Genomic DNA, 23,099 nt, shown 5'->3' on the forward strand with positions numbered 1-23,099 from the left:
TTACCACAAATTTATACCACCATGCGAATTAACCTGACGAAACATTCGATATCCGTCAATAATTTAGACGGTAACGTATAGGGATTGACTACAATGAAAGCATCTGGCCGTAAGCTCGCAACTCTGGCTGTATTAATTAGCCTGGTAACCCCCTTTAGCTACGCAAGTGAATTAGTTATAGCCCAACCGGCTTCCGCCACCGCGATGGATCCCGGTTTTCTTAAAGAAGCCGCCACCCTGGTGGACAATATTTTCGATACGCTGGTCCTGCGCGATAAAAACATGCAGCTCCAGCCCGGTCTTGCCACCTCCTGGAAAGCGCTGGATGACACGACCTGGCAATTCGACCTGCGCCCCGGCGTTACTTTCACCAACGGTGAACCCGTTAACGCGGCGGCAGTGAAATTCTCTATTGACCGCATTCTGGACCCGGCCAACCACGCGCCAACCATCTCTTACATCCGCACCATCAAGTCGGTGGAAGTGATCGGCGACTATCAGGTTCGCATTCACACTGACGGCCCTGACCCGCTGCTGCCAACCCGTATGAGCCGTTATCCGACCTACATCGTGCCGCCTGCCTATGTAAGTAAAGTCGGTGCTGCGGAATTTGCACGAAAACCTATTGGTAGTGGAGCATATACATTAAAAGAATTTATACCAGATGAACGTGTCGTTATGCAGGCTAATCCACATTATTGGCGTGGAAAACCTACAATTGACCAGGTGACATGGCGCCCAATCCCGGAAGCGACTGCCCGCATTACCGCCCTGTTAACAGGAGAAGTACAGCTGGTTGACAGCGTCCCTGCTGACCTCGTTTCTACGTTAAAAAATAAACCGGGCATTCATCTTGAGCAGGTGAAAGGCGGCGGATTGACTATTTATCTCGGCCTGAAGAATGGTGAGAAACCTTTAAGTGATGCGCGGGTTCGCCAGGCGCTGTCGCTGGCGCTGAATCGTCAAGCCTATACCACCCAGCTGCTGCACGGTTTTGGTACGCCAACCGGTACCATGGCTGGCGCCAAGGACTTTGGTTACCTCAATGTTCCGGCCCCTGAGCAGGACATCGCCAAAGCTAAAGCCTTGCTTAAGGAAGCGGGTTACCCGGACGGCTTCACGCTGAAATTCCAGGCGCCGCGTCGCTATATCGCCAGCGCCGAAGTGGCTCAGGCGATTGTGCAGGACTTGGCTGCCATCGGCGTGAAGGCGCAGCTTGAGGTGCCTGAGTGGTCCGTCTATACCCAGCAGGTGGCTTCCGGTAAACAGGCGGAAATGTACATGCTGGCGTGGGGCTCAACCCAAACCCTGGATGCCGATGCCGCGCTGTACCCTATCCTGCACTCCGGCGAGCCTTACTCCACGGTCAGCAACCCTGAACTGGATAAACTGCTGAACGCCAGCCGCTCAACGGTAGATGCGAAGAAGCGTGAAGTTATCCTGCAGGATATCCAGAAAGTTGTCGCCAAAGAGCAGCCGCTGATCCCGCTGTACCGCGAGGATTCTCTGTATGCCAACAGCGACAGCCTGAACTTTACCGGTCGCGCCGACGCCCGCATCCCGCTGTATGATTTGAGGCTGAAATGATTTTTCCCGGACGCGCCCTGACCCGTCGCCCTCGCCGCCTGATTTCAGGTGACGGGGCGCTGGGGGGCTTATTGCTTGGCATCGTGATCCTGCTGGCACTGGTGGCCCCGTGGCTGCCCTTGCCCGACCCGTTAACCAACAACCTGGCGGATACCTTCCTGCCGCCGGGCAGCGAAACGGCAAGCGGGATGCACTGGCTCGGCACCGATCAGCTCGGGCGCGATTTGCTGGCAAGGATCCTGGCGGGTACCCGCCTATCCCTGACGGTGGTGTTACTGGCGGCGGCAATTGCCGCCGTTATCGGTACCCTGCTGGGCATGCTGGCAGGCTATGTTGGCGGCTGGCTGGATGCCGTTATCATGCGCCTGATGGACATCCAGCTGGCGGTGCCGTTTATTCTGTTAATTTTGCTGGTGATGGCGCTGTTCGGCACTTCACTGGAAAACATTATTCTGATCATGGGCGTGACCAGTTGGGCGATTTACGCCCGCGTGGCGCGCGCCAAAACGCTCGAGTTACGCGAACTGGAATACATCGAAGCCGTTCGCGCCATGGGCTTTTCCACGCCGCGTATTCTGCTGCGACATATTCTGCCTAACCTCGCCACGCCGCTGGTTGTTCTGCTGACGCTGGATATTCCAAGGCTGATTGTCCTCGAAGCCTCCATTGGCTTTCTCGGGATGGGGATCCAGCCGCCAACGCCTACGCTCGGCAACCTGATTGGTGAGGGGCGTTCCTACATGCTGCTGGCGGAATGGCTGGTGCTGTGGCCGGGGCTGATTATCGCGGCGCTGGTGGTCGGCTGTAACCTGCTCGGCGACAGCCTGCTGCGTAAAACCCACACGAGGCTCGACTGATGCTGCGCTACATTCTTTCCCGCTTCGCGCAGGCCGTGCTGGTGATGTTTGGCGTCTCACTGCTGATCTTTTACAGCCTGCACCTGACCGGCGATCCTGCCGCGGTGATGATGCCGCCTGGCTCTTCCCAGCAAGAAATAGACAACTTCCGCCACGCAATGGGTTTTGACCGTCCGCTGCTCTGGCAATACGGCCATTACCTGACCGGCCTGCTGCACGGCGACCTTGGCCTGTCGCTCCGCTATGATCAGCCAGTGACCGAACTTATCGCCCAGCGCGTGCCTGCCACGCTGCTGCTGGCCGTTTCTGCCCTGGCGTGGAGCACCCTGGTTGGCCTGCTGCTTGGCCTGGTGAGTGCGGTCTGGCGCAACAGCGTTTGGGACTTACTCGCCCGCCTGTTTGCCTTCAGCGGCCAGGCCGTGCCGGTATTCTGGCTGGGTCTGTTGATGATTATCTGGTTCAGCCTGCATCTACGCTGGCTGCCCTCCAGCGGCTACGGCACCTTCAGCCATCTGATCATGCCCGCCATCAGTCTTGGGGCCTATTACATGAGCGCCATTGCGCGCCTGGTACGTGCCAGCCTGATCGACGTACTGGCTCAGGATTACATCCGCACGGCGCAGGCCAAGGGGCTAAGTTCGTGGCGGATCCTGATTCGCCACGGCCTGCGCAATGCGCTGATCCCGGTCGTCACCGTGCAGGGAATGTATTTCGCTTCCCTGCTGGGCGGCGCGCTGGTCACCGAAATTATTTTTGCCTGGCCCGGCATTGGCCGCCTTGCGGTGCAGGCCATTCAAAACCGTGACTTCCCGCTGGTGCAGGCGATTGTCCTGCTGGCCGCGCTGGTGTTTGTGGTAGTGAACCTAATCATTGATTTGCTGTACGTGGTACTGAACCCGAGGATCCGGCTATGAAGTCACTCGATGCAACGCTGGATCTCCTGCACCAGCTGACGCCTTTCCGAAGCGTGGCGGGCAATATCGACCAGCAGCGCGACCTGGCGCAGTGGCTTGAGCGTTGGTTAACTGAAGAAACTGACGCTGAAGTGCTGTACCCGGTCAGCCAGCAGCTTCAGGACGACGCACCGCCGCTGGTACACGTGCGAATTAATATCGGCTCGCCACGAACCCTCGTGCTGTACAACATGTACGACGTGATGCCCGCCGAAGAAGACGGCTGGGAGGTCGACCCGTTCGTGGGCGGCCTCAAACACTGGTCGGATAAAGGCGATGTGTTTATTTCTCGCGGGGCGGAGAACAACAAAGGCCCGCTGGCAGGCATGCTGAGGGTGGTGCGCGATCTCTATCACTCGGGCCGCCTGCATACCAACGTTGAAATCCTGCTGGAAGGCGAAGAAGAGATTGGCAGCGGCAACCTGCGCCGCTACCTCGCCCGGCAGCCTTGCCCGGTTGCCCCGGCAGAAGCAGTGCTTTTCCCTTCCCTGTGCGAATACGGTGGCGGCGCACCTCGCATATACCTCGGCTTCACCGGCCGCAGCGGTGGCCGCCTGGTAGTCAAAGGCGGCAGCTGGGGCGGCCCGAAAGCGGCAATTCACGCCAGCAACGCCGCATGGATCGATAGCCCGGTCTGGCGACTGGTGCAGGCGTTAAGCACTCTTGCCCCGCCTCACGCCAACGGCGTGCTCGAAACGGGCGAGCTGGACGAAGAAGCCAGCTCCATTCTGGACGACCTCGCGCGGGAATTTAATTTGGCGGACGAACTGACCTTCCGCCGCAGCGAAAAATACGCCATCACTGGCGACAGTTTCAGCAACCTGGCATACCTGCTGGGCAGCGCGGTGCTAAGCGTGTCGGAGATAGCCAGCCTGCCGCGCGGTGCTCAGGGCGTGATCCCTCCGGAAGCCTTCGCCGATGTGGTGTTAAGAACACCGCCCGTCGTCGATGGCGAACGCCTGATGCGGCGCATAAAAGAACAGCTTGCCAGCCCGGCACTTGCCGGAGCGGTGCTCGAACCGGGGGACAGCTACCCCGGCTACCGCTTCAGCATTGATGACGTCGGCGTGCTTGAGCTGATGGCGAGCTATCACCAGCAGCAGGCAAAACCGCAAATCTGGCCCTGGGCGCCAGGCTGCGCCCCGGCCTACGCCTTCGCCCCTGTGGCACCAGCCTTCCTGATCGGCGGCCTGGGCTACGGCGGCAACGCCCACGGCGTGAACGAATTCGTCACGCTCAGGGGCTTACAACGCTACCAACAATCGCTTAATGACTGGCTACTTGCCTTTTAAATACGGCCAGCACCCGGGAACCAGACAGGATAATGCATGAAAAACGTCAATGATTTTGAACGTGTTACGCTCGGATTCTTCCCCACGCCGCTGGAATCTTTACCTCGTCTGAGCGAAACGCTAGGCGTTAACATAAAAATTAAGCGCGACGACTACAGCGGTTTTGGCGGCGGTGGCAACAAAGTCCGCAAGCTAGAGTACCTGATGGCCGAAGCCTGCCGCGAAGGGGTAAAAGTGGTGATAACCACCGGCGGTCACCAGTCTAACCACGCGCGCATGGTCGCGGCAGCCGCCCGTAAATTTGGCATGAAGCCGGTACTGGTTTTACGCGGCGATGAGCCACAGACTTATCAGGGAAATCTCCTGCTGGATAAACTGTTTGGGGCAGAGCTGGAGTTCCTCGACCCGGAAGGCTATTTCACCCAGATTGAAGGCGCGATGCAGGCCCATGCCGATGCGGCCACGGCTCGCGGCGAAAAGCCAATGATCATTCCGCTGGGGGGGGCCACGGCGCTAGGTGCGCTGGGCTATGTTCGCGCCGTTGAAGAGATGGATGCCCAGCTTCGCGCCGCGGGCGAATCTGCCCCGGACGTGATTATCGCCCCCACCGGCTCCGGCGGCACGCTGGCCGGGCTGTATGTCGGCGCTCGCCGTTACTGGCCGAAAACGCAGATTATCGGCGTCAGCGTCAGCGCCAAAGCCGACTGGTTCCAGCCCCGAATCTCCGCCATGGCCGAGGACTGCGCTCGCCTGCTCGACTGGGATCAAACCTGGCAGCCGCAGGATATCCTGATCGAAGACGGATTTGTTGGCAGCGCCTACGGCGTGCCTTCTGACGGCGGCATTGAAGCGATTTATCAGGTCGCGCAGCAGGAAGGCGTGCTGCTGGATCCGGTTTACACTGGTAAAGCGATGCACGGTTTAATCACCCTCGCGAAAGAAGGCCGTATTGCCGCCGGCAGCAGCGTAGTGTTCATGCACTGCGGGGGCTCTCCGGCGCTTTACCCGTTCGCTCAAAAACTTCTGGAGCACTGATCATGCAGATAGTGAACCGTCAGCAGGTGGCCGACCTTGGGGGGAATGATCCGGTACAGGCTCTGCAGGACATCGAGGACACCGTGCGGTTGCTGAGGCGCGGCGAGGCAGCGATGCCCGCCGAAACCCACGTCAACCTCGATACGCCGCTGGGGAAGGTTTACGCCCTCCCGGCCAGGGTCGGCGGGCGGTTCAATGCGACGGGCGTAAAATGGACGGCGCATCGACCTCGCGCCAACGACGGCTATCCACAGGCGATGGCCACCACGCTGGTTAATCGCGCAGACAACGGTTTGCCGATAGGCCTGGTCGAAAGTGGCAGCCTGACCGCGACCCGAACCGCCGCCGTGTCGGCCCTCGCCTTGAAGCTGGCGGCTCCCCGCCGCCCTTCACGTGTTTTATTGCTCGGCGCTGGCGTGCAGGCCCGCGCTCATCTCGAGATGCTGGCTGCACATTTTCCCGATCTGGACATGGTCTATTGCTGGAACAAAACGCCGGAGCCTCTCGCCGACATGCTCAGCCATGCCGACAAACTCCCCTGGCCTGTCACCCAGTTTGAAACACTAAACGATGCCCTGCGCCAGCACTGGGACGCGCTGATTACCTGCACCAGCGCCAGCGAGCCGTTTTTACGCCCTGGCATCTGGCGGGCCGGCACCCTGGTGCTGCAAATCGGCTATCACGAAGTGGCCTTTGAGACGATTGCCGCCGCCGACAAGGTCGTGGTCGACCTTTGGGGAGACTTCAAGCTGACCAGCGCCAAAAGCCTGTTTCAAATGTACCGGGCCGGGCTTTTTGATGAGCAAAACGTCTCTGCAGATTTAACAAATTTACTGATCGATGGCTGGCGACCTGCGGAAACGGACAAGGTTTATTTCTCTTCTTTCGGCCTCAACGTGTTTGATATCGCCCTCGCCGCCCGCGTTCTAAGCGCTGCTGCCGAACAGGGCAAGGGCAGCAATCTGCCTTTTGGCTGGGAGACCACCGATGCTGATTAACGCGCCCGATCTGGTAAAACGAATCGAGAACGGCGAGTTATTCGCGCTGATCGATGTCCGTGAACGAGAAGCCTGGCAAACGGCCTCCCTACCGGGCGCGCTGAATCTTAACGTCTACGACTATTTTGTGTCTGACTCGACCCCGAAAGGTTACGCCGCGATGGCCGGGGCATTTGTTCATGCCTGGCAACAGCTCTGTATCGCGAGAGGGGCTACGCCGGTATTCTTCGAACAAACCGTGGGCATGCGATCTCCGCGTGGATTATGGTTTTTGTGGTTTGCGCTGGGTGCAGAAGGACTGATTCTGGACGGCGGTGTAGAAGCCTGGGCAGATGCCGGGGGGAAATTAACGCCGGGGAAAGGTCCAGCTACGATTGTTTCTGACGCCGGAGCCCCTGAATGTCAACCGGCCATGCCTCAGCTGGCCGCCACCCGCGCCGAAACGATCGACGCCGATCCGGCATCAACCTTACTGCTGGACGCCCGCAGGCCAACGGAATATGACGGCAGCTTTGTGCATGAATGCTGCGCGCGAGCGGGACGTATTCCTGGCTCAAAACTGCTTTTCTGGGAAGATGCAGTCGAGCATGGCCGGTTCAAATCCGCTGCAGCGCTGGCAAGCCTTGCCGCCGAAGCCGGATTTACGCCGTCAAAAAGAGTGATTGCCTGGTGCCACCGTGGCGCTCGCGCCGCCACGGTTCTGGTGGCTCTCAAACTTGCAGGTTACCAGGACGTGGCCGTTTACGTCGGCTCCTGGCATGAATGGGCGAGTCACCAGGAATTACCGCTGCTTAGTGGGGAGTAATCACCCCACCTTCCGCAGCTTCAGCGCCTGCTGAATATCCGGCGCGGCGGCAATCAGCTGCCGCGTGTATTCATGCTGTGGCTTGTCCAGCACCTGCTTTGTGGCCCCCGTCTCCACAATTTCACCGCGATACAGCACCACCACTCTGTCACACGCCTGACGTACGGCGCCAAGGTCGTGGCTGATAAACAGCACGGTCAGACCCAGGCGGTCACGCAGATCGGCGAGCAAGGCGAGGATCTGCCCTCGCACCGAAAGATCCAACGCCGAAACGGCTTCATCGGCCACCAACAGTTCGGGTTCAAGCGCCAGCGCCCGCGCAATGGCAATGCGCTGCCGCTGCCCACCGGAGAAAGCCGACGGCAGACGATTCGCCGCCGCAGCATCCAGCCCGACCAGCTCCAGTAGTTCGCGAACGCGGCTTTGAACTTCCCCCGCGGGTCTCAATTTATGCACGCGCAGCGGTTCGGCAATTTGCTCCCCCACCGGCATTTTGGGATCGAGGCTGGCGTAGGGATCCTGGAAAATAATCTGCGCCCGGCGGCGCATCCCCCGCTGCTGCTCACGGCTGGCGCGACGAACGTCCAGACCATCAAAAATAATGGTGCCGCTGTCGGCCGGAATTAAACCTATAGCCGCCCTGCCGAGCGTCGTTTTACCCGAACCGGACTCGCCGATCAGCCCGACGATCTCGCCTCGTTCGATTTCGAGACTGGTTGGCTTGAGCACGGTCTGGCGGCTGTCCGGGAAAAACGGCAGCGTATGCGCCTGCGGGTAGCTTTTGGTGAGCTGCGACAGCTGCACCAGCGGCGAACGGGTAACGTTTTTGCGCCTGGCTGGCTGAGGCTCCGGCTGAGAAGCGGCAATCAGTCGACGGGTGTAGTCGGCCTGCGGCGCGGTCAGCAGCGTTGGCACATCGCCCTGCTCAACAATATTGCCCTGATACAGCACGCAGGCACGGTCTGCATAGCGAGCCACCACGCTTAAATCGTGGGTGATGAACAGAATGCCCATTGCCATTTCCTGCTGCAGTTCCTGTAGCAAAGTCAGGATTTGCGCCTGAATGGTGACGTCCAGCGCGGTGGTGGGTTCGTCGGCAATCAGAAGCGCAGGTTTGCAGCTAATGGCGCTGGCAATCATCACGCGCTGGCGCATGCCGCCGGAAAGCTGATGAATATACTGTTTTGCCCGCTGCTCAGGGTTCACAATTCCGACCCTGTCCAACAATGCGACCGCCTCACGGTGCGCCTGCTTCCAGCTGAGCTTTTGGTGGCGCACCAGCACTTCCGCAATTTGCTCCCCCACTTTCAGCACCGGGTTCATGCTGCTCATCGGCTCCTGAAAAATCGTGGCGATTTGCTGCCCGCGAAGCTCTCGCGGATAGGTTTTCCCCACAGCCGATACAACCTGTCCGTTAAACGTCACGTCACCGCCCGTTTGCCGCACGCCAGCAGGAAGTAGCCCCATCACCGCCAGCGAGGTTAAGGTTTTCCCTGAGCCTGATTCGCCTACCAGCGCAACAACCTCCCGGCGTGCAACGCTGAATGAAGCGTCCTTCACCAGAGGTTTACCTTCCAGCGTACTGATACAAAGCGAATTAACGGTTAACAGCGGGGTTTGATCGGTCATACGGGTTCCAGACGGGTGCTAACAGCGTGATTTTTGAGACTATAATATCTGCCCCAGTGCGACAAGATGATTTGCTGATAGCTTATTCATTTGGTCTTACTCTCCGGCATTATTTATACTTTAGTCATGCTGACCTGATGTGATTGCCGCCATGACAACTCAAACTTTTCCCCGCCGTTGGGTGCTGCCTGCGGGCTTATTGGCCTTGCTGTTAAGTACCCTGGCGCTGGTGTTTATCAGCCATCACTGGAGCGCTTTTATTCAATGGTGCCTGAGTATGCAGATCAGCCTGCACCGCTACCTGGTCTTCTATTTACTGCAAATCAACAACCACCAGTACATCGGCGGCGTCTGGCTGCTGGTCGGCAGCTTCTTTTACGGCGTACTCCACGCCATCGGCCCCGGGCACGGTAAATTTATCGTCACAACCTACCTCAGTACCAACCAGGAAACGCCTCTCGCCGGACGAGTGGTGCCGTTTCTCGGCAGCCTGATGCAGGGCGTGAGCGCCATCGTATTTGTCTTTGTGCTGGCGATTGCGCTTAATTTGTCCAGCGGCGATCTCAGCGAAAGTCGCTGGTATGTGGAAAAAATAAGCGCGGTGATGATTGGCTGTTTCGGGATTTTTATTGTGCTGAAAGCGCTGCGACAGCAAGCGCCGCTCAGGATGAAATCCTTCACGCCGATAAGCAGTGATGCACCAACGCTGAATCATCATTCACACGATGATCGGTGCGGCTGCGGGCACAACCACGGCGTTAGCTACGATGCCCGGGGCGGCAACTGGCTCACGCACCTGGGCGTCATTCTGGCGATTGGCGCTCGGCCTTGCAGCGGGGCCATCATGATTTTGGTGTTTTCGAATGCGTTGGGATTTATTAGCTGGGGCATTGCCGCGGTGATGACTATGGCTTTCGGTACAGCCCTGTCGATTCTCGGGCTGTCCGTGTTGGTCACCCGCACCCGCGACTCGGTGAGCAAACTCTGGCTTTCGCGCACTCCTACTCAGGTTCGCATTATCACCACCGGGCTGAAAGTGCTTGGCGGCTTGCTGATCGTGCTTTTTGCCGCGGTGCTATTTATCACCACGATTCCCGTTAGCGCCAACGGCGACTTTATCGCGGCAGGCTGTTAGTTCAGAACGGGTTAGAACAGAGAGAACAGCAGCGCGACCGGGAAACTCATCGGCCAGGTGGCGCCAATCAGCACTGAACAAAGCAGCTTAATGCGTTTAGAGTCTTTGGCGAGCAGCCAGGTGATCCCGGCGCAGATTAACGCCATTACGGCGTAAAAAACCAGCATGTGTTGATAAAGCGTCATACAAGACATTACTACTTGTTAAAATTTTTTGCAGAATATGCTCTTTTTTATGACGCAGATCAAGTTTAGAAACTTTATTTACTCAGTAATAGCTGACTTCCGTCGTCACCTGCTGCCGCTGGGTCTGCTGCGTTTTTCCGATGCCGGTCACCAGCGTGATATCGCAGGCGATGGGCGACAAGTGCTCGTCGTAGCGGCAGTGGCTTTCCATCGTCAGGAACGGCGTTCTCATCGTTTCAGTCACCAGTTTGTAGTCAAACGGACGGCGCTCCGCATCCTCGTAGCTGACTTTGGTTTGCGAAGCCACTTTGTCATTGAGGTAAAAATCGATCTGACGAGGGTGGCCGTTAACATCGTATTCATGGTGAGCGATGCGCTGCCCGCCCGGCATGAAAAAAATATCCTTCAGCAGCCCGCCAGGCCAGTAGGCATATTTCACTTCGCCCAACTCATCTTTTCTCTTTTTCACCAGACACTGTTCATCAAGCTTGAGGGTTAACGGTTTGCCGTTTTGGGTCCCCGTTAGCGCGTTGCCTTCGCGGTGAAGCTGTAGCACCATTTTTTGCGCCAAGTCTCTGATATCAAGGCTGGTCACACACCCGGTACGGTCTACCATTAGTCGGTTCTCATAGTTGACTTCCCCTGACGGATGCTTCATGACGGTATGCATTTCGCGCACGTTGCCTGCCGGGGCATTGAAATCAAACATTGTCGCCAGGTTGGCGATAACCGGGTTTCTTGCCGTTTGGGCATAAGCGAAAGAACAGAAAACAAGTGGGATTGCCAGCAGAATGGCTCTTTTCAACGTCATACATCATCCTTGATAGCAGGCCAACACCTCGTCGGCAAATAGCAGAAAATAAACAGATTAATTCTGAGGTTTAACGTGACACTTTACGCGATCCACCAAACAAAACCCACCGAAGTGGGTTTTTAGGGCACTTACAGCTTAGGAATAATCAGTACCTGTCCGGGGTAAATTTTATCCGGGTGGCTTAGCATCGGTTTATTCGCTTCAAAGATGGTGTTGTACTTGTTGGCATCGCCATAGACATGTTTAGAAATGGCGCTCAGCGTGTCGCCTGATTTCACCGTATAGTAAGTGGCTTCCTGCGCAGCATCCGTCGCCTGAATATTATTTTCAACGCTGCTGATACCGGCCACGTTACCTACCGCCACCTGAATTTTTTCTTTCAGCGCCTGAGTCAGCCCGTCTCCCCCGGAGATCACCGCTTTGCCGTTTTCTACGGTAACATTCACTTTGTCAGCGCCCGGAATACCGCTGTTTTTCAAATGCTCCTCAAGCTTGCTGCCCTGCTCGCCTTCGTTCCCCTTCAGCGAGTCCCACAGTTTGGCGCCCGCATCTTTGACAAAATCAAATAATCCCATGGTCTTTTCTCCTGTTTACTGGTCCCTGTAAGCCTGGCAAAAGCAGCCAAAACCGCCAGTCGCAAGCTCAGTGCTTAATCATCACGTGCCGAATAACGGTGTAATCCTCCAGCCCGTAAAGCGACATATCTTTGCCGTAGCCGGACAGTTTTTGCCCGCCGTGTGGCATCTCGCTCACCAGCATAAAGTGCGTGTTCACCCAGGTGCAGCCATACTGCAATCGGGCACTCAGGCGATGCGCCCGGCCCACGTCCTGCGTCCATACCGAAGAGGCCAGGCCGTAGCTGGAGTCGTTGGCCCACGCCAGCACCTGCTGCTCATCGTCAAATTTTGTGACGCTGACGACCGGGCCAAACACCTCTTTTTGCACAATGGCATCGCCCTGCTTAGCCCCGGCCAGCAGCGTAGGCTGGTAGTAATAGCCCTCGCCTGCGACTTTACTGCCGCCGGTAATCACTTTGATATGCGGCAGCACTTTGGCTTCCTCCACGGCTTTACTGACTCGCTCAAGATGTGCCTCTGAACTCAGCGGCCCCAGCTCGGTGCTTTCGTCCTCAGGAGGCCCATATTTGAGACTGGCCACGGCTTCCCCAAGCTGCTCAACCAGCCGGTCGTAAATCCCGCTTTGAGCGTAAATCCGGCAGGCGGCGGTGCAGTCCTGCCCGGCGTTGTAATAGCCAAAGGTGCGCACGCCTTCGACCACCGCCTGTAAATCCGCATCATCGAACACGATAACCGGCGCTTTGCCGCCCAGCTCCATGTGCGTGCGCTTAATTGACGGGGCGGTGTGGCTAATAATGTGTTCCCCGGTGGCGATAGATCCGGTGAGCGACACCATGCGCACTTTTTCATGCCCGGTCAGCGCATCGCCGACGGTTTGCCCGCGCCCAAACAGCACGTTAATCACGCCCGCCGGGAAGACATCCTTCGCCAGTTCGGCTAGCTTAAACGCGGTCAGCGGCGTAATTTCGGACGGTTTGATCACCACGCAGTTCCCGGCGGCCAGCGCCGGAGCCAGTTTCCAGGCCGCCATCATCAGCGGATAGTTCCAGGGAGCAATAGACGCCACCACGCCGACCGGATCGCGGCGGATCATCGAGGTGTGCCCGCTCAGATATTCTCCGGCGGCCAGGCCGCTCAGGCAGCGGCTCGCCCCGGCAAAGAAGCGAAAGACATCCACCACTGCCGGGATCTCATCGTTGAGCACGCAGTGGAAAGGTTTGCCGCAGTTCTGCGACTCCAGCCTGGCGAAGGCTTCCGCGTGTTGCTCGATGGCGTCCGCTAGCGCCAGAAGATGTTCGGCACGTTCTTTCGGCTGCGTCTGCCCCCATGCGGCAAAAGCTTTATCCGCCGCCAGGACCGCATCGTTAACTTGCTGAGCCGTGGCTTCCGCCACCTCGAGCAGCACCTGCCCCGTGGCCGGGTTGTAGACAGGCTGCTTCTCTCCAAGGCCAGCCACAAGCAGGCCGTTAATCAATAACTGACTTTGCATCCCTATCTCCTTTCCCGTTCTGATAATCATGGCCCCAGCGGCGTTCTGGCTTAAAAGGACTGAAGTAAAAAGCATAGCGTCGGCTTGACGGCGGCAGCGGTGCCGGGCGGTGATTTTCACCAGGTTGTGATGCACTGCGCAGTAAGCCTGTCCCGGCGCTCCCCTTTGGTATAACAGGCCGCGGCGCAAATGAGGTATCTATTGAAAATTAATATGAAAAGAAGGCGGGATCCCCCTATGCTTTAGGCAGTCTTTTTCTTAGTTCACCGCCAGGAGGCACCATGAGTATTTCCGCCCGCAATCAGTTAACCGGCACCATCAGCAACGTCACGGCCGGCGCCGTTAACGACGAAATAGAATTAACCCTGAACGGCGGCGGCAAGCTGGTCGCTGTGGTGACCCGCAGCAGCAAGGAAGCCTTAGGCCTGGTTAACGGCAAAGAAGCGTTGGCCCTGATCAAAGCCCCGTGGGTGGTGCTGGCCAGCGAAGACTGCGGCTATCACTTCTCCGCCCGGAACCAGTTCCCAGGCGCGGTGAAAGCCATCGCGGAAGGCGCGGTGAACACCACCGTGCATATTCAGACGGACGCGGGTTTTGCATTAACCGCCGTGGTGACTAACGAAGCCGCTGATGAAATGGCGCTGAAGGTGGGGTCTCGCCTGCTGGCACTGGTGAAAGCCTCATCCGTGCTGATTGCGGTAAAAAAATAACGCCATAACGTCCGGCAGCCACTCCGGCTGCCGGTTTTAACTCGCTTACTTGTAGCGTACGTCAAGCTTGCTGTAGGCCACCACCGATTCAGAACCGTCCTTGTTTTTGTCCTGGTTGTAGTTGCCCGCCTTGAAGTACAGCTGGATCCCTTCCCAGCCCTGCTTCGGATAGTCAAACGTTTGGCTGGCCTTTTTGCCTCCGGCGCTGGCCTCCACCGTCACCTTCATGCCGCTCGCCGTGCCTTTGGCTTTGATGCTGTAATCAATTTTGTCTTTCAGCCCGACGCCCGAAAGCAGCGTGGTGCGTTTTTCCGGGTCGCCGTAGTTTTCTTTCACGCCCGCCACTATCGCGCCGTCTTCCCAGCGCAGTTTCAGCATCTCTGAGCCGCCGGGTTTGTCGCCGTGAATTTGAGCAAAAATAATTGAGCGCGTGGACGGATTTTTGACGATATACACCGACCCGCGCTGCTCATTGTCAAACTCGCTGCCGTTAACAAAATTGTGCGTGGCTCTCAGCTCGACGCGAGGAAATTCACTGTGCGGCGTAGATCCAAACCCGGACGGTGCTTTAAACACCATCGCCCCCGCCGGAATGGCAGAATCACAGCTTTTGTCCCCACCGCAGTTACTGTAGAAATAGCGGTTATGCAGCCCCGACGTGATCTTCACTTCATTCGGTTTTTCACTGCCATCAAAGGATTGCAGCAGATAGTCCTTTGTCAGCACCGGGTAGTTTTCACCCGGAGCGGTCTGGCCGCTCTCGGCCCATGCGCTACCGCTCAGCGCAGCCAAAAAAAGGCTGACAGGCAGCCCGTAACTTAGTGTTTTACGCTTCATCTTTAACCCCAATGCAAAATGTAAACCCGCCCAAGCAGCTAACCACTAATCAGCGTAGATGCTTTACTTAAAATCTGTTGCGGTAACATGTCAGTAGTAACAATGGGTTTCCGGTAATTAACCTGATGCATAAAGGGAACAGTCATGATCAAAAAACTGCTCGTTTCAGTTCTGTTTGCGGCCAGCTACTCCGCCTTCGCGCTGGCGGATAACGCAGGCGCGGCGTTTAAAACTTTTCCGCTCGGCAAGCTTGAGCTAACCGCGCTGCACGATAAAAACAACACCCTGCCCAATGATGGCAAAGTGATTGGCGTCGACGTGGGAGAAAAATCGGTGGCCGAAGTGCTGTCTGCGGCGGGCGCGCCGACGGACAAGATTAAGCTCAGCGTCGATGCCCTGCTGGTGAAAGACGGCAGTAAAGTCATTCTGCTGGATACCGGGCTTGGCCCCAACGCTCAGGGCCAGCTGGTTGAGAGCCTCGCAAAGGCGGGTTATAAGCCAGAGCAGGTAACCGATGTGCTGATCACCCACGTTCACGGCGACCATGTTGGCGGGCTGCTGACGGCGGACGGCAAGCAGGCATTCCCCCACGCCACGGTGCAAATCTCCGCCCCGGACTGGGCATGGCTGCAAACGCTGCCGAAGATGAAGGCGCTGGCTGAGGCCATCCAGCCGCAGGTGAAAACCTTTAAGCCAGGCGACGAGGTGCTGCCGGGGATCACCTCTGTGCCGCTGCCGGGCCACACGCCGGGGCACGTTGGCTACCAGATTGTCTCCGGCAAGCAGCGACTTTTAGACATTGGCGACTCGGCGCACAGCTCGATTGTGTCGCTGACGAAGCCCGAATGGGCGATTGCCTATGACAACGATCGCCAGGAAGGCATAGCCAACCGCAAAGCGCTGCTAGCCAGACTGGCCGCCGATCGTGAACTGATTTTTGCCCCGCACTTCCCGTTCCCGGGCGTCGGGCATATTGTGGCTAAAGGCGACCATTACGTTTTTCAACCGACAGAATAGCGGTGACACCAGCCGGTTCGCCGGCTTTTAAACCTCCTGCCGGTGTATCTGATACCAGACATGCCGGAGCAGCGGATGCTGCTCCGGCACCATGGGATGGTCAAACTCTCCGCTTCGGCGCATGCCCAGCTTCTCCATCACCCGCTGAGACGGCAAATTTGGCAGTGCGGTAAAAGCCACAATGCTGTCCAGATCGTATTCGTCGAAACCAATGCGCAGCGCTTCCCTCGCGGCCTCAGGCGCGTACCCTTTGCCCCAAAACGCTTTTCGAAGCCGCCAGCCGACCTCGACACAGGGGCCAAACGGCAGCGAGTAGCCGGGGCGATTCAGGCCCACAAATCCGACCAGCTCACTGCTGCGTTGCTCTTCCACCGCCCAGAAGCCAAAGCCGTTTTCAGCCATACGCTGACGGAATGTCTCGAGGTAACGCTGGCTCTCTTCCGACGTCAGGGGCTGCAAGAAATAGCGCATCACCTCCGGGTCAGCGTTCATTTCGGCAAACGGAACCAAGTCCTCGTCTCGCCACGCTCTCAGCAGCAATCTTTCAGTCTTGTACATGGTGTTCCTCAATCAATTCCTTGATTAAACGTGACAACGTCACCACGGCCTGGCGTTCTCTTTCGCCCCAGTTCCACGAGGCGTTGAAGCGGAAATAGTTATCCCAGACCCTGCCGGTGGTGAACATTTTCCCCGGGGCGATGCTTATCTTATGCGCCAGCGCCCGCTCGTTAAGCAGGCTGGTATCCAGCCCCTCCGGCAGTTCAATCCACAGGAAATAGCCGCTTTCGCTGCGGTGGATTTTGACTTCAGGAGGGAAAAGCTCACTTAGCGTTTGCCAGGCCTGCTGCTTGCGTTCTGCCAGCTGCCGCCGGAGGCGGCGCAGGTGTGTGTCATAGCGGCGGGTAGCCAGAAAATCGACCAGCGCCAGCTGCATCGGCGAACTGGTGGACAAGGTGCTCATCAGCTGCAACTGCTGAATGCGGCGGGCGTGCTTCCCGGCGGCGACCCAGCCGATGCGAAATCCGGCCACCAGGCATTTTGAAAACGAGGAGCAATGCAGAGTCATATCGTGGGCATCATACGCCCGGGCAGGCAGCGGCCTTTCCCGCCCGTAATAAAGCTCGCTGTACACGTCATCCTCAATCAGCGTGACGTTATGTGCCCGCAACAGTTGCACCAGCCGCGCTTTTTTCTCCGGCGGCAGCGTCACGCCCAGCGGGTTCTGGCTGTTGGTCATTAGCCAACAGGCTTTGACCGGGTATTCGGCCAGAGCCTGCGCCAGGGCATCGAGATCGATCCCGCTTACCGGGTCAGTGGCGACCGAGAGCGCTTTCAGCCTCAGACGCTCCAGCGCCTGCAGCGCGCCGTAGAAGCAAGGGTTTTCGACAATTACCCAGTCACCCGGCTCGGTCACCGCCTGCAGACTGAGGTTGAGCGCCTCAAGCGCGCCGGCGGTGATGACAATTTCGTCCGGTGAAACATGCATCCCCTGCTGGGCGTAGCGCTGGGCGATGGCGTGGCGCAGCGCTTCGTTGCCCGGCGGCAGGCTTTCAATCACGCTGATGGCGGTCGCCGTTTTGCTGACCGCCGCCATTGAACGGTGGAGCGCCTGGAGCGGAAACAGGCGAGGATCCGGGAACGCAGAGCCAAACGGCACCACGGAAGCATCCGTGCTTGCCTGCAGCACATCAAAAATATAGGTATTGATATCGACGGTTTCCGCGCGAGTGACCTGCACCGCAGGCGGCGCGGTGCGTGCCACCGGTCGGGGCGCAACGTAGTAGCCGGACTGCGGCCTGGCCACAATCGCCCCCTGGCTTTCCAGCATCTGATAGGCGTGGCCGACGGTCATAAAGCTCATGCCACTGTGGCCGACCTGCTCGCGCAGCGACGGCAAACGATCCCCCGGCTGCCAGACGCCGAGGGCAATCTGGTCGAGGATCTGCTGTGCCAGCTGCTGGTACTTTTTCATGCGCTGCTCCCTGTCTATATCACAGCGCTAAAAATACGCTGTTTTGTACAACTGTTATAGTCAGAAAGTGAGTTTTTAACACGAAGATAGCGGGCGGTAAAACCGCCCGTGAAAAGGTAAACGTGGGGATTTTACTTCACATCGGCCAGCGCGGTTTTCTCAACATACGGCTTCATCAGGCTGTCCGCCGTTTGCTGGGCAGATTTCGCTGCCGCTTCCGGGGTCACCTTTTGATCGTTCACCACCGCCGCCAGCTGGTTTTCCATCGCCTGACGAACGGCAACCGTTTCATAAGTCGAATACCAGGGATGGGCATATTTCAGCTGATCCAGCGCGATTTGCGCCCGCGGATCTTTCTGCAGGTATTCTTTCATTTCCGGCGTGTCGTAGGAGGCCTTCAGCGGGGAGAAATACCCGGTGAAACGGCTCCACGCGCCGTTAACCTGCGGGCTAACCAGATACGTCAGGAACTGATAAGCCGCCTTTTTCTGCGCGTCGGAAATGCCCTTGAAGCTGACCAGGCTCGCGCCGCCGATAGGCACCGCCCGCTGTTCTTTGGCGGGCATCATCGCCACTTCCATATCAAAATCTTTGCTGTTTTCGCGCATAAAGCCCAGCGCGCCGGTGCTCAGCATCGCCATGCCCAGTTTACCGCTGAAGAACGCAGCGCTGATCTGCTTGGAGTTAAGCACGCCGGACGGCATCACTTTGTCGCGGTAAACCATGTTCTGCCAGAAGCGCAGCGCGCCAATGGTGGTCGGCGAGTCGTAATACACTTCGCCCGGATAGTTTTCGTTGAAGTAGTTACCGCCATTGGCTCGAACCAGCGAGGAGAAGATCCAGCCGCCGTAATCGTCGTTGGTGGACGGCAGCATGATGCCCCACTGCCCTTTGCTGGCGTCGGTCAGCTTCTTCGCATCGGCCAGCATTTCGGCCCAGGTCTGCGGCGGCTGCTTGATGCCTGCCTGATCGAACATGGTTTTGTTGTAGTACAGGATTGGCGTGGAGTTATGGAACGGAATCGCGTACGTCACGCCCATTACCTGGGCATTCTTGTGCATTGCTGGCCAGAAATCGTTCATCAGGAAATCGCCCGCCTTGCGGTTGCCGTATTTAAACAGCTCGTCCATCGGCAGGATTTCGTCTTTTAGCGCAAGGTCGGTGGTGAAGTTGGCTGACATGATGACCAGCGCCGGCGGCTGCCCGGCTTTCTGGGCGGATTCCGCTTTAATTTTGGTGGTGTCGTAGCTGCCGGTAAAAATACCGCGGACTTCGACGTCCTGCTGCGAATCGTTAAACGCCTTGATGACGCGGGTCATCTCCATTGTCAGCTTGCCGTCGACCGGCGCCGGGAACATAAAATCAATTTTCTCTTTTGCCAGCGCTGCGCCGCTCACGGCCAGCGAACAGCAAACGGCAAGCGCCCGCCATTTATGCATCAGGGGGTTAAACATGGTCAATCTCCTGGTGTAAGTTGTGGTGAAGGTCTGTGTGGAAAAGGTGTATATCCGATGAAGAAAAACCGAGGGTAAGCGTATCGCCTTTTTCTGGTACCTCGCCGCGGTGGCGACGGGTGTAGCGTAACGTTCCCAGGGGGGTACTGACATGGAGCAGATAATCTGCGCCCATCAGTTCTCGTTGCAGCACCGTCGCCGTTAGCGTCAGGTGCCCGTTTTCTGGCCTGTCGGTGAGGTGCTCGGGGCGGATCCCGAACCAGACGCTTTGCGCTTTTTCCGCAGCAGGCGGCAGAGGCAAATTCAGCGTGGCAGGCAAAACGCGGCCCTTTTCACAAGGCAGAGAAACCAAATTCATGGCCGGGGAGCCAATAAAACCGGCAACAAACAGGTTGGCTGGATGGGCATAAAGGTGCTCCGGCTCGCCCACCTGCTGCACCACGCCGCCGTTCATCACCACTATGCGATCCGCCATCGACATGGCTTCCGTCTGATCGTGGGTGACGTAGATGGTGGTGGTTTTAAGCTGATGATGCAGCGCCATGATGCTGTCGCGCACCTCGGTGCGCAGGCGGGCATCCAGGTTAGAGAGCGGTTCATCCATCAGGAACAGACGCGGATTGCGCACAATGGCTCTCGCCATTGCCACACGCTGGCGCTGCCCGCCGGACAGTTTGGCCGGTTTACGGTCGAGCATTTCACCCAGCTGCAGCATCGTGGCCACCTGCTCGAGGCGCGGCTGCCAGCTGGCTTTATCTTCTTTACGGATCTTCATGCCAAAGGTGATGTTGTCCCGTACCGTCAGGTGCGGAAACAGCGCATAATTCTGGAAGATCATCGCGAAGTTGCGCTCACGCGGCGACATCGCAGTAATGTTCTCGCCGCCGAGCCAAATCTCGCCGCCGCTAACCTCTTCCAGCCCCGCCAGCATCCGCAACAGCGTACTTTTGCCGCAGCCGGACGGCCCGACCAGAACCACAAACTCGCCTTCGTCGATGCTGAGCGACAGCGCGTCCAGCGCCGCTTTGCCTTCAAACTGCTTGCTTACCTGATTCAGTCTTAACATGGCGATTAATACTCATCCGTCGGGCAACTGATCGCCGCGTCATACAGCCACGGGCCAGCATAATGCGCCAGAGAATGCTGATAGCTGACCCACTGGTCGCCCACCTGGCGGTGCATCAGGCAAGACGGCGGCGACAGATCGTAATACGGGCGGCTGTCCTCAAAGTGATACGGAACCTGGTGAACCGTGCCGGGAATCGTCGCTATCGTTGCCTGGCGGTATTGGGTCATCGTCAGGCTGTGGTTGTGGCCGCAGAAAATACGCACCAGCGCCGGGAAACGGGCGACCAAATCAAGCAGCAGGTGCCCGTTTTCGCAGGCGATTTTGTCCATTTGCGCGTTGCCCAGCGGCAGCGGCGGATGGTGCATAAAGACCGCCGTGGGCTTGTCGCCGCTCGTGGTTAACTGCGCTTCAAGCCAGGACACGGTATTGTCGGTCAACCAGCCCTTAGAGTGCCCGGCGAGGCTGGAGTCGATAAACAGCAGCCTGGTAGCGAAGTCGTCCACCGCATAGCGGATGTTTTCCGGGTCGTCACCCAACGGCGGGCAAAGCGGGCGCAGGTATTCCAGAAAATGCGATTTATCGTCGTGGTTGCCGGGGATCAAATAAAGCGGCGACTTGATGGTGCCGAGCACCTGGCGCGCGACCTCGTACTCTGAAGGGCGCCCGCAGTTGACGATATCCCCGCTGACGATGACCGCATCCGGGCGCTCACGCAGCGCGTTCAGCTGCGAGGCCACGTCGGCATTGCCCGCGTTGATGTCGATAAAGCCGTACAGTTTCTGGTTCTGACTGCGGAAATGGGTGTCGGAAATATGGGCCAATAACATCACTCAACTCCTTACTTGATACCTGAAAAACCAAAACTTCGCAGAAACTGCTTCTGGAAGGCGATAAAGGCGAGCATCAGCGGCAGGCAAACCATAATGGTCCCGGCGCTGATGGTGCCCCACTGGCCGCCGGATTCGGCGCCCATAGCAAACGAAACGAGCCCGACCGTCAGCACCTGCTTGTCCGGGTCGTTGAGCATCATTAGCGGCCACAGGTACTCGTTCCAGTGGTAGGTAATACTCACGGTGGCGAAAGCCAGCACCGACGGCCAGCACATCGGCAGTAGCACGCGGTAAAGCACCTGCCACCAGCGGCAGCCCTCCATCAGCGCGGCCTCCTCCAGCTCTTTCGGGATGGCGAGAAACGCCTGACGCATCAGGAACACGCCAAACGCGGAGGTGAAATACGGCATCATCACGCCGGTCAGCGTATTGAGCAGGCCCAGCGCTTTGAGCGTCATCATGTTTGGCACCATCATCACGACAGGCATGATCATCAGCTGCACCAGAAACAGCAGGAACAGCGTCTGTTTGCCGCGAAACTCATGGCAGGCAAAAACGTACCCGGCGGTGGTGATGGTGATGAGCTGCACGAAGAAAGTACCGAAGCTGAAAATCAGGGTATTGGCGTACAAGCTGAGCCAGTCGGCGCTCTGCCACGCATCACGGAAGTTATCCAGCGTGAGCGGAAAACGCGGCAATATTGAGGCCATGCCTTCCCCGAAGGTGCTGGCGCTAAAAGCCGATGAAAGCATCCAGATAAACGGACTAACCCACAGCAGCGCCAGGCAGCACATCAGCACGGTGAGCGTCACGCCCTTTGATTTTCGCAGGCGCAACCACAGCGGCTGCGGTACGCTACGCGCGTTGACAACGGACCCAGAAAACTCAACGCTCATGGTGGGCGCCCCTTTCCAGCAGTTTGAGGTTAACGAACGAGAAGACAAACAGTCCGGCCAGCGTCAGGAAGGTGGCGGCAGAAGCTTTGCCTAAATCATGGGTGTCCCAGGCGAGACTCTGGATGTAGTACAGCAGCACGGTGGTGGCGTTATCCGGCCCGCCGCGCGTCATCACCGCCACGTGGTCAATCTGCGTAATCGAGTAGATAAGCGCCGTGGTTACCACAAAGCTCAGCGTCGGGCGAAGCAGCGGTAAAGTGACTTTGAAGAATACCTGCGTGGAGGTTGCCCCTTCCATGATCGCCGCTTCACGCGCCGAGGCTGGCAGGCTTTGTAAGCCGGCGAGGAAGAACAGCATGTAATAGCCCGCGAACTTCCAGACACCAATCAGCGCCAGGGCGTACAGCGCGCTGTTGCTGCGGCCGAGCCAGTTGTTATTCATCGGCCCGAACAGCTTCGCCAGGTAGTAATCCAGCATCCCCATTCCCGGCATAAAAATGAACAACCACAGCGCCGCAGCGCTGACCATGGGAATGATCATCGGGAAGAAAAACGCCGTCCGCAGCCAGCGGTTAACGCGATGATTTTCCCACAGCGCAACCGCCAGCAGCAGCGCGAGCGCCACGCCGGGGATCACGGTCAGCACGATATAGAACAGATTATTCATCAGCGATTTCCAGAAAACCGCGTCGGCAAAAAGGCGAACATAGTTACCTGCGCCCACATACGCGCCGGCCTCGCCCGCCAGACGCGTATCAAACAGGCTGTCGTACACCGAGCGGATCAGCGGGAACCAGGTAAAGAGCAGTAAAAAGATCAAAGATGGCGTGAGGATCAGCCACGGAAGCCAGGGACGTTTTGCCATTGTCTGCAAACCTGTCAGGGGTCAGAAGTCAGTCAGTATGGGAGGGGTTTATGGCAGAAACGTGACGGGGAAATGGCAGTTTTGCGCCAGAT

At 57.8% G+C, this 23,099-nt stretch carries 23 protein-coding genes; 10 read left to right on the top strand and 13 right to left on the bottom strand.

All coding sequences use genetic code 11. The features are described 5' to 3' along the window. Positions 1-93 precede the first annotated feature (93 nt). Genes AAIE02_RS07450 through AAIE02_RS07480 form a run of 7 tightly spaced genes read left to right on the top strand, consistent with a single transcriptional unit; the run spans position 94 to position 7,527 of the window. The gene (locus tag AAIE02_RS07450) at positions 94-1,587 is read left to right on the top strand and encodes an ABC transporter substrate-binding protein (protein WP_166992315.1); all 1,494 of its coding nucleotides are present in this window, start codon (positions 94-96) and stop codon (positions 1,585-1,587) included. Further along, entirely contained in the window at positions 1,584-2,444 is an 861-nt protein-coding gene (locus AAIE02_RS07455; protein WP_166873644.1) for an ABC transporter permease, read from the top strand. Before AAIE02_RS07450 ends, AAIE02_RS07455 begins: the two co-directional genes overlap by 4 nt. Then, the gene (locus AAIE02_RS07460) at positions 2,444-3,358 is read left to right on the top strand and encodes an ABC transporter permease (protein ID WP_008461517.1); all 915 of its coding nucleotides are present in this window, start codon (positions 2,444-2,446) and stop codon (positions 3,356-3,358) included. The genes AAIE02_RS07455 and AAIE02_RS07460 overlap by 1 nt, the downstream gene beginning before the upstream one ends. Next, positions 3,355-4,689: a M20 family metallopeptidase gene (locus AAIE02_RS07465; RefSeq protein ID WP_498532287.1), complete on the top strand. Its 1,335-nt coding sequence runs from the start codon at positions 3,355-3,357 to the stop codon at positions 4,687-4,689. Before AAIE02_RS07460 ends, AAIE02_RS07465 begins: the two co-directional genes overlap by 4 nt. A 36-nt stretch (positions 4,690-4,725) precedes the next feature. Next, entirely contained in the window at positions 4,726-5,724 is a 999-nt protein-coding gene (locus tag AAIE02_RS07470) for a 1-aminocyclopropane-1-carboxylate deaminase/D-cysteine desulfhydrase (RefSeq protein WP_336981270.1), read from the top strand. A 2-nt stretch (positions 5,725-5,726) separates the two neighbouring features. Beyond that, positions 5,727-6,722 (top strand): ornithine cyclodeaminase, encoded by a 996-nt coding sequence (locus AAIE02_RS07475; protein WP_498532288.1) that lies wholly within the window; start codon positions 5,727-5,729, stop codon positions 6,720-6,722. Then, on the top strand, positions 6,712-7,527 hold the full coding sequence (locus AAIE02_RS07480) for a sulfurtransferase (protein ID WP_498532289.1): 816 nt from the start codon (positions 6,712-6,714) through the stop codon (positions 7,525-7,527). The genes AAIE02_RS07475 and AAIE02_RS07480 overlap by 11 nt, the downstream gene beginning before the upstream one ends. Here AAIE02_RS07480 and AAIE02_RS07485 read toward each other — a convergent pair whose 3' ends face one another. Then, positions 7,528-9,156, bottom strand: a complete 1,629-nt coding sequence (locus AAIE02_RS07485; RefSeq protein ID WP_498532290.1) for a dipeptide ABC transporter ATP-binding protein — start codon at positions 9,154-9,156, stop codon at positions 7,528-7,530. Positions 9,157-9,307: 151 nt separating this feature from the next. Here AAIE02_RS07485 and AAIE02_RS07490 point away from each other — a divergent pair, with 151 nt between their 5' ends. Then, positions 9,308-10,291: a nickel/cobalt transporter gene (locus tag AAIE02_RS07490; RefSeq protein ID WP_498532291.1), complete on the top strand. Its 984-nt coding sequence runs from the start codon at positions 9,308-9,310 to the stop codon at positions 10,289-10,291. Between the two features lie 11 nt (positions 10,292-10,302). Here AAIE02_RS07490 and AAIE02_RS07495 read toward each other — a convergent pair whose 3' ends face one another. From AAIE02_RS07495 to patD, 4 genes are all read right to left on the bottom strand, one after another. After that, positions 10,303-10,476 (bottom strand): GhoT/OrtT family toxin, encoded by a 174-nt coding sequence (locus AAIE02_RS07495; RefSeq protein ID WP_008461495.1) that lies wholly within the window; start codon positions 10,474-10,476, stop codon positions 10,303-10,305. Positions 10,477-10,558: 82 nt separating this feature from the next. Further along, positions 10,559-11,287, bottom strand: a complete 729-nt coding sequence (locus tag AAIE02_RS07500; RefSeq protein ID WP_498532292.1) for a YnfC family lipoprotein — start codon at positions 11,285-11,287, stop codon at positions 10,559-10,561. Positions 11,288-11,418: 131 nt separating this feature from the next. Further along, a complete protein-coding gene (lysM, locus tag AAIE02_RS07505) occupies positions 11,419-11,865 on the bottom strand; it encodes a peptidoglycan-binding protein LysM (protein WP_008461492.1) in 447 nt (148 codons plus the stop codon). A gap of 67 nt (positions 11,866-11,932) precedes the next feature. Continuing rightward, the gene (gene patD, locus AAIE02_RS07510) at positions 11,933-13,357 is read right to left on the bottom strand and encodes an aminobutyraldehyde dehydrogenase (protein ID WP_498532293.1); all 1,425 of its coding nucleotides are present in this window, start codon (positions 13,355-13,357) and stop codon (positions 11,933-11,935) included. A 281-nt stretch (positions 13,358-13,638) separates the two neighbouring features. Between patD and AAIE02_RS07515 the strand changes: the two genes are divergently transcribed. Continuing rightward, on the top strand, positions 13,639-14,067 hold the full coding sequence (locus AAIE02_RS07515) for a TOBE domain-containing protein (RefSeq protein ID WP_008461486.1): 429 nt from the start codon (positions 13,639-13,641) through the stop codon (positions 14,065-14,067). Positions 14,068-14,112: 45 nt separating this feature from the next. On the opposite strand, the gene AAIE02_RS07520 is transcribed toward AAIE02_RS07515, so the two are convergent. Further along, the gene (locus AAIE02_RS07520) at positions 14,113-14,904 is read right to left on the bottom strand and encodes a polysaccharide lyase family 7 protein (RefSeq protein ID WP_166992285.1); all 792 of its coding nucleotides are present in this window, start codon (positions 14,902-14,904) and stop codon (positions 14,113-14,115) included. Positions 14,905-15,048: 144 nt separating this feature from the next. Here AAIE02_RS07520 and AAIE02_RS07525 point away from each other — a divergent pair, with 144 nt between their 5' ends. Continuing rightward, entirely contained in the window at positions 15,049-15,921 is an 873-nt protein-coding gene (locus AAIE02_RS07525) for an MBL fold metallo-hydrolase (RefSeq protein WP_498532294.1), read from the top strand. A gap of 27 nt (positions 15,922-15,948) precedes the next feature. Here AAIE02_RS07525 and AAIE02_RS07530 read toward each other — a convergent pair whose 3' ends face one another. The 7 genes from AAIE02_RS07530 to AAIE02_RS07560 form a co-directional block, all read right to left on the bottom strand. Next, positions 15,949-16,479: a GNAT family N-acetyltransferase gene (locus tag AAIE02_RS07530; protein ID WP_498532295.1), complete on the bottom strand. Its 531-nt coding sequence runs from the start codon at positions 16,477-16,479 to the stop codon at positions 15,949-15,951. Next, positions 16,466-17,893 (bottom strand): aminotransferase-like domain-containing protein, encoded by a 1,428-nt coding sequence (locus tag AAIE02_RS07535; protein WP_336981289.1) that lies wholly within the window; start codon positions 17,891-17,893, stop codon positions 16,466-16,468. The genes AAIE02_RS07530 and AAIE02_RS07535 overlap by 14 nt, the downstream gene beginning before the upstream one ends. A gap of 131 nt (positions 17,894-18,024) precedes the next feature. Continuing rightward, positions 18,025-19,332 carry an ABC transporter substrate-binding protein gene (locus AAIE02_RS07540; protein ID WP_166874469.1) on the bottom strand — a complete coding sequence of 436 codons (1,308 nt, stop codon included), beginning with the start codon at positions 19,330-19,332 and terminating at the stop codon, positions 18,025-18,027. Positions 19,333-19,339: 7 nt separating this feature from the next. After that, the gene (locus AAIE02_RS07545) at positions 19,340-20,413 is read right to left on the bottom strand and encodes an ABC transporter ATP-binding protein (RefSeq protein WP_498532296.1); all 1,074 of its coding nucleotides are present in this window, start codon (positions 20,411-20,413) and stop codon (positions 19,340-19,342) included. A 5-nt stretch (positions 20,414-20,418) separates the two neighbouring features. Further along, a complete protein-coding gene (gene gpdQ, locus AAIE02_RS07550) occupies positions 20,419-21,243 on the bottom strand; it encodes a glycerophosphodiester phosphodiesterase GpdQ (RefSeq protein WP_498532297.1) in 825 nt (274 codons plus the stop codon). 11 nt (positions 21,244-21,254) lie between these two features. Beyond that, positions 21,255-22,142 carry a carbohydrate ABC transporter permease gene (locus tag AAIE02_RS07555; RefSeq protein ID WP_166863751.1) on the bottom strand — a complete coding sequence of 296 codons (888 nt, stop codon included), beginning with the start codon at positions 22,140-22,142 and terminating at the stop codon, positions 21,255-21,257. Further along, positions 22,132-23,007, bottom strand: coding sequence for a carbohydrate ABC transporter permease (locus tag AAIE02_RS07560; RefSeq protein WP_442892178.1), 876 nt, complete (start codon positions 23,005-23,007; stop codon positions 22,132-22,134). The genes AAIE02_RS07555 and AAIE02_RS07560 overlap by 11 nt, the downstream gene beginning before the upstream one ends. Positions 23,008-23,099: the final 92 nt, after the last annotated feature.

The sequence above is a fragment of the Cedecea sp. Ae19-4 genome (assembly GCF_059801165.1).

What these genes read in the sequence shown, in the direction of transcription:
- AAIE02_RS07450 (WP_166992315.1), top strand. Translation starts at nt 94, where the DNA reads ATGAAAGCATCTGGCCGTAAGCTCGCAACTCTGGCTGTATTAATTAGC.
- AAIE02_RS07455 (WP_166873644.1), top strand. Translation starts at nt 1,584, where the DNA reads ATGATTTTTCCCGGACGCGCCCTGACCCGTCGCCCTCGCCGCCTGATT.
- AAIE02_RS07460 (WP_008461517.1), top strand. Translation starts at nt 2,444, where the DNA reads ATGCTGCGCTACATTCTTTCCCGCTTCGCGCAGGCCGTGCTGGTGATG.
- AAIE02_RS07465 (WP_498532287.1), top strand. Translation starts at nt 3,355, where the DNA reads ATGAAGTCACTCGATGCAACGCTGGATCTCCTGCACCAGCTGACGCCT.
- AAIE02_RS07470 (WP_336981270.1), top strand. Translation starts at nt 4,726, where the DNA reads ATGAAAAACGTCAATGATTTTGAACGTGTTACGCTCGGATTCTTCCCC.
- AAIE02_RS07475 (WP_498532288.1), top strand. Translation starts at nt 5,727, where the DNA reads ATGCAGATAGTGAACCGTCAGCAGGTGGCCGACCTTGGGGGGAATGAT.
- AAIE02_RS07480 (WP_498532289.1), top strand. Translation starts at nt 6,712, where the DNA reads ATGCTGATTAACGCGCCCGATCTGGTAAAACGAATCGAGAACGGCGAG.
- AAIE02_RS07485 (WP_498532290.1), bottom strand. Translation starts at nt 9,156, where the DNA reads ATGACCGATCAAACCCCGCTGTTAACCGTTAATTCGCTTTGTATCAGT.
- AAIE02_RS07490 (WP_498532291.1), top strand. Translation starts at nt 9,308, where the DNA reads ATGACAACTCAAACTTTTCCCCGCCGTTGGGTGCTGCCTGCGGGCTTA.
- AAIE02_RS07495 (WP_008461495.1), bottom strand. Translation starts at nt 10,476, where the DNA reads ATGACGCTTTATCAACACATGCTGGTTTTTTACGCCGTAATGGCGTTA.
- AAIE02_RS07500 (WP_498532292.1), bottom strand. Translation starts at nt 11,287, where the DNA reads ATGACGTTGAAAAGAGCCATTCTGCTGGCAATCCCACTTGTTTTCTGT.
- lysM (WP_008461492.1), bottom strand. Translation starts at nt 11,865, where the DNA reads ATGGGATTATTTGATTTTGTCAAAGATGCGGGCGCCAAACTGTGGGAC.
- patD (WP_498532293.1), bottom strand. Translation starts at nt 13,357, where the DNA reads ATGCAAAGTCAGTTATTGATTAACGGCCTGCTTGTGGCTGGCCTTGGA.
- AAIE02_RS07515 (WP_008461486.1), top strand. Translation starts at nt 13,639, where the DNA reads ATGAGTATTTCCGCCCGCAATCAGTTAACCGGCACCATCAGCAACGTC.
- AAIE02_RS07520 (WP_166992285.1), bottom strand. Translation starts at nt 14,904, where the DNA reads ATGAAGCGTAAAACACTAAGTTACGGGCTGCCTGTCAGCCTTTTTTTG.
- AAIE02_RS07525 (WP_498532294.1), top strand. Translation starts at nt 15,049, where the DNA reads ATGATCAAAAAACTGCTCGTTTCAGTTCTGTTTGCGGCCAGCTACTCC.
- AAIE02_RS07530 (WP_498532295.1), bottom strand. Translation starts at nt 16,479, where the DNA reads ATGTACAAGACTGAAAGATTGCTGCTGAGAGCGTGGCGAGACGAGGAC.
- AAIE02_RS07535 (WP_336981289.1), bottom strand. Translation starts at nt 17,893, where the DNA reads ATGAAAAAGTACCAGCAGCTGGCACAGCAGATCCTCGACCAGATTGCC.
- AAIE02_RS07540 (WP_166874469.1), bottom strand. Translation starts at nt 19,332, where the DNA reads ATGCATAAATGGCGGGCGCTTGCCGTTTGCTGTTCGCTGGCCGTGAGC.
- AAIE02_RS07545 (WP_498532296.1), bottom strand. Translation starts at nt 20,413, where the DNA reads ATGTTAAGACTGAATCAGGTAAGCAAGCAGTTTGAAGGCAAAGCGGCG.
- gpdQ (WP_498532297.1), bottom strand. Translation starts at nt 21,243, where the DNA reads ATGTTATTGGCCCATATTTCCGACACCCATTTCCGCAGTCAGAACCAG.
- AAIE02_RS07555 (WP_166863751.1), bottom strand. Translation starts at nt 22,142, where the DNA reads ATGAGCGTTGAGTTTTCTGGGTCCGTTGTCAACGCGCGTAGCGTACCG.
- AAIE02_RS07560 (WP_442892178.1), bottom strand. Translation starts at nt 23,007, where the DNA reads ATGGCAAAACGTCCCTGGCTTCCGTGGCTGATCCTCACGCCATCTTTG.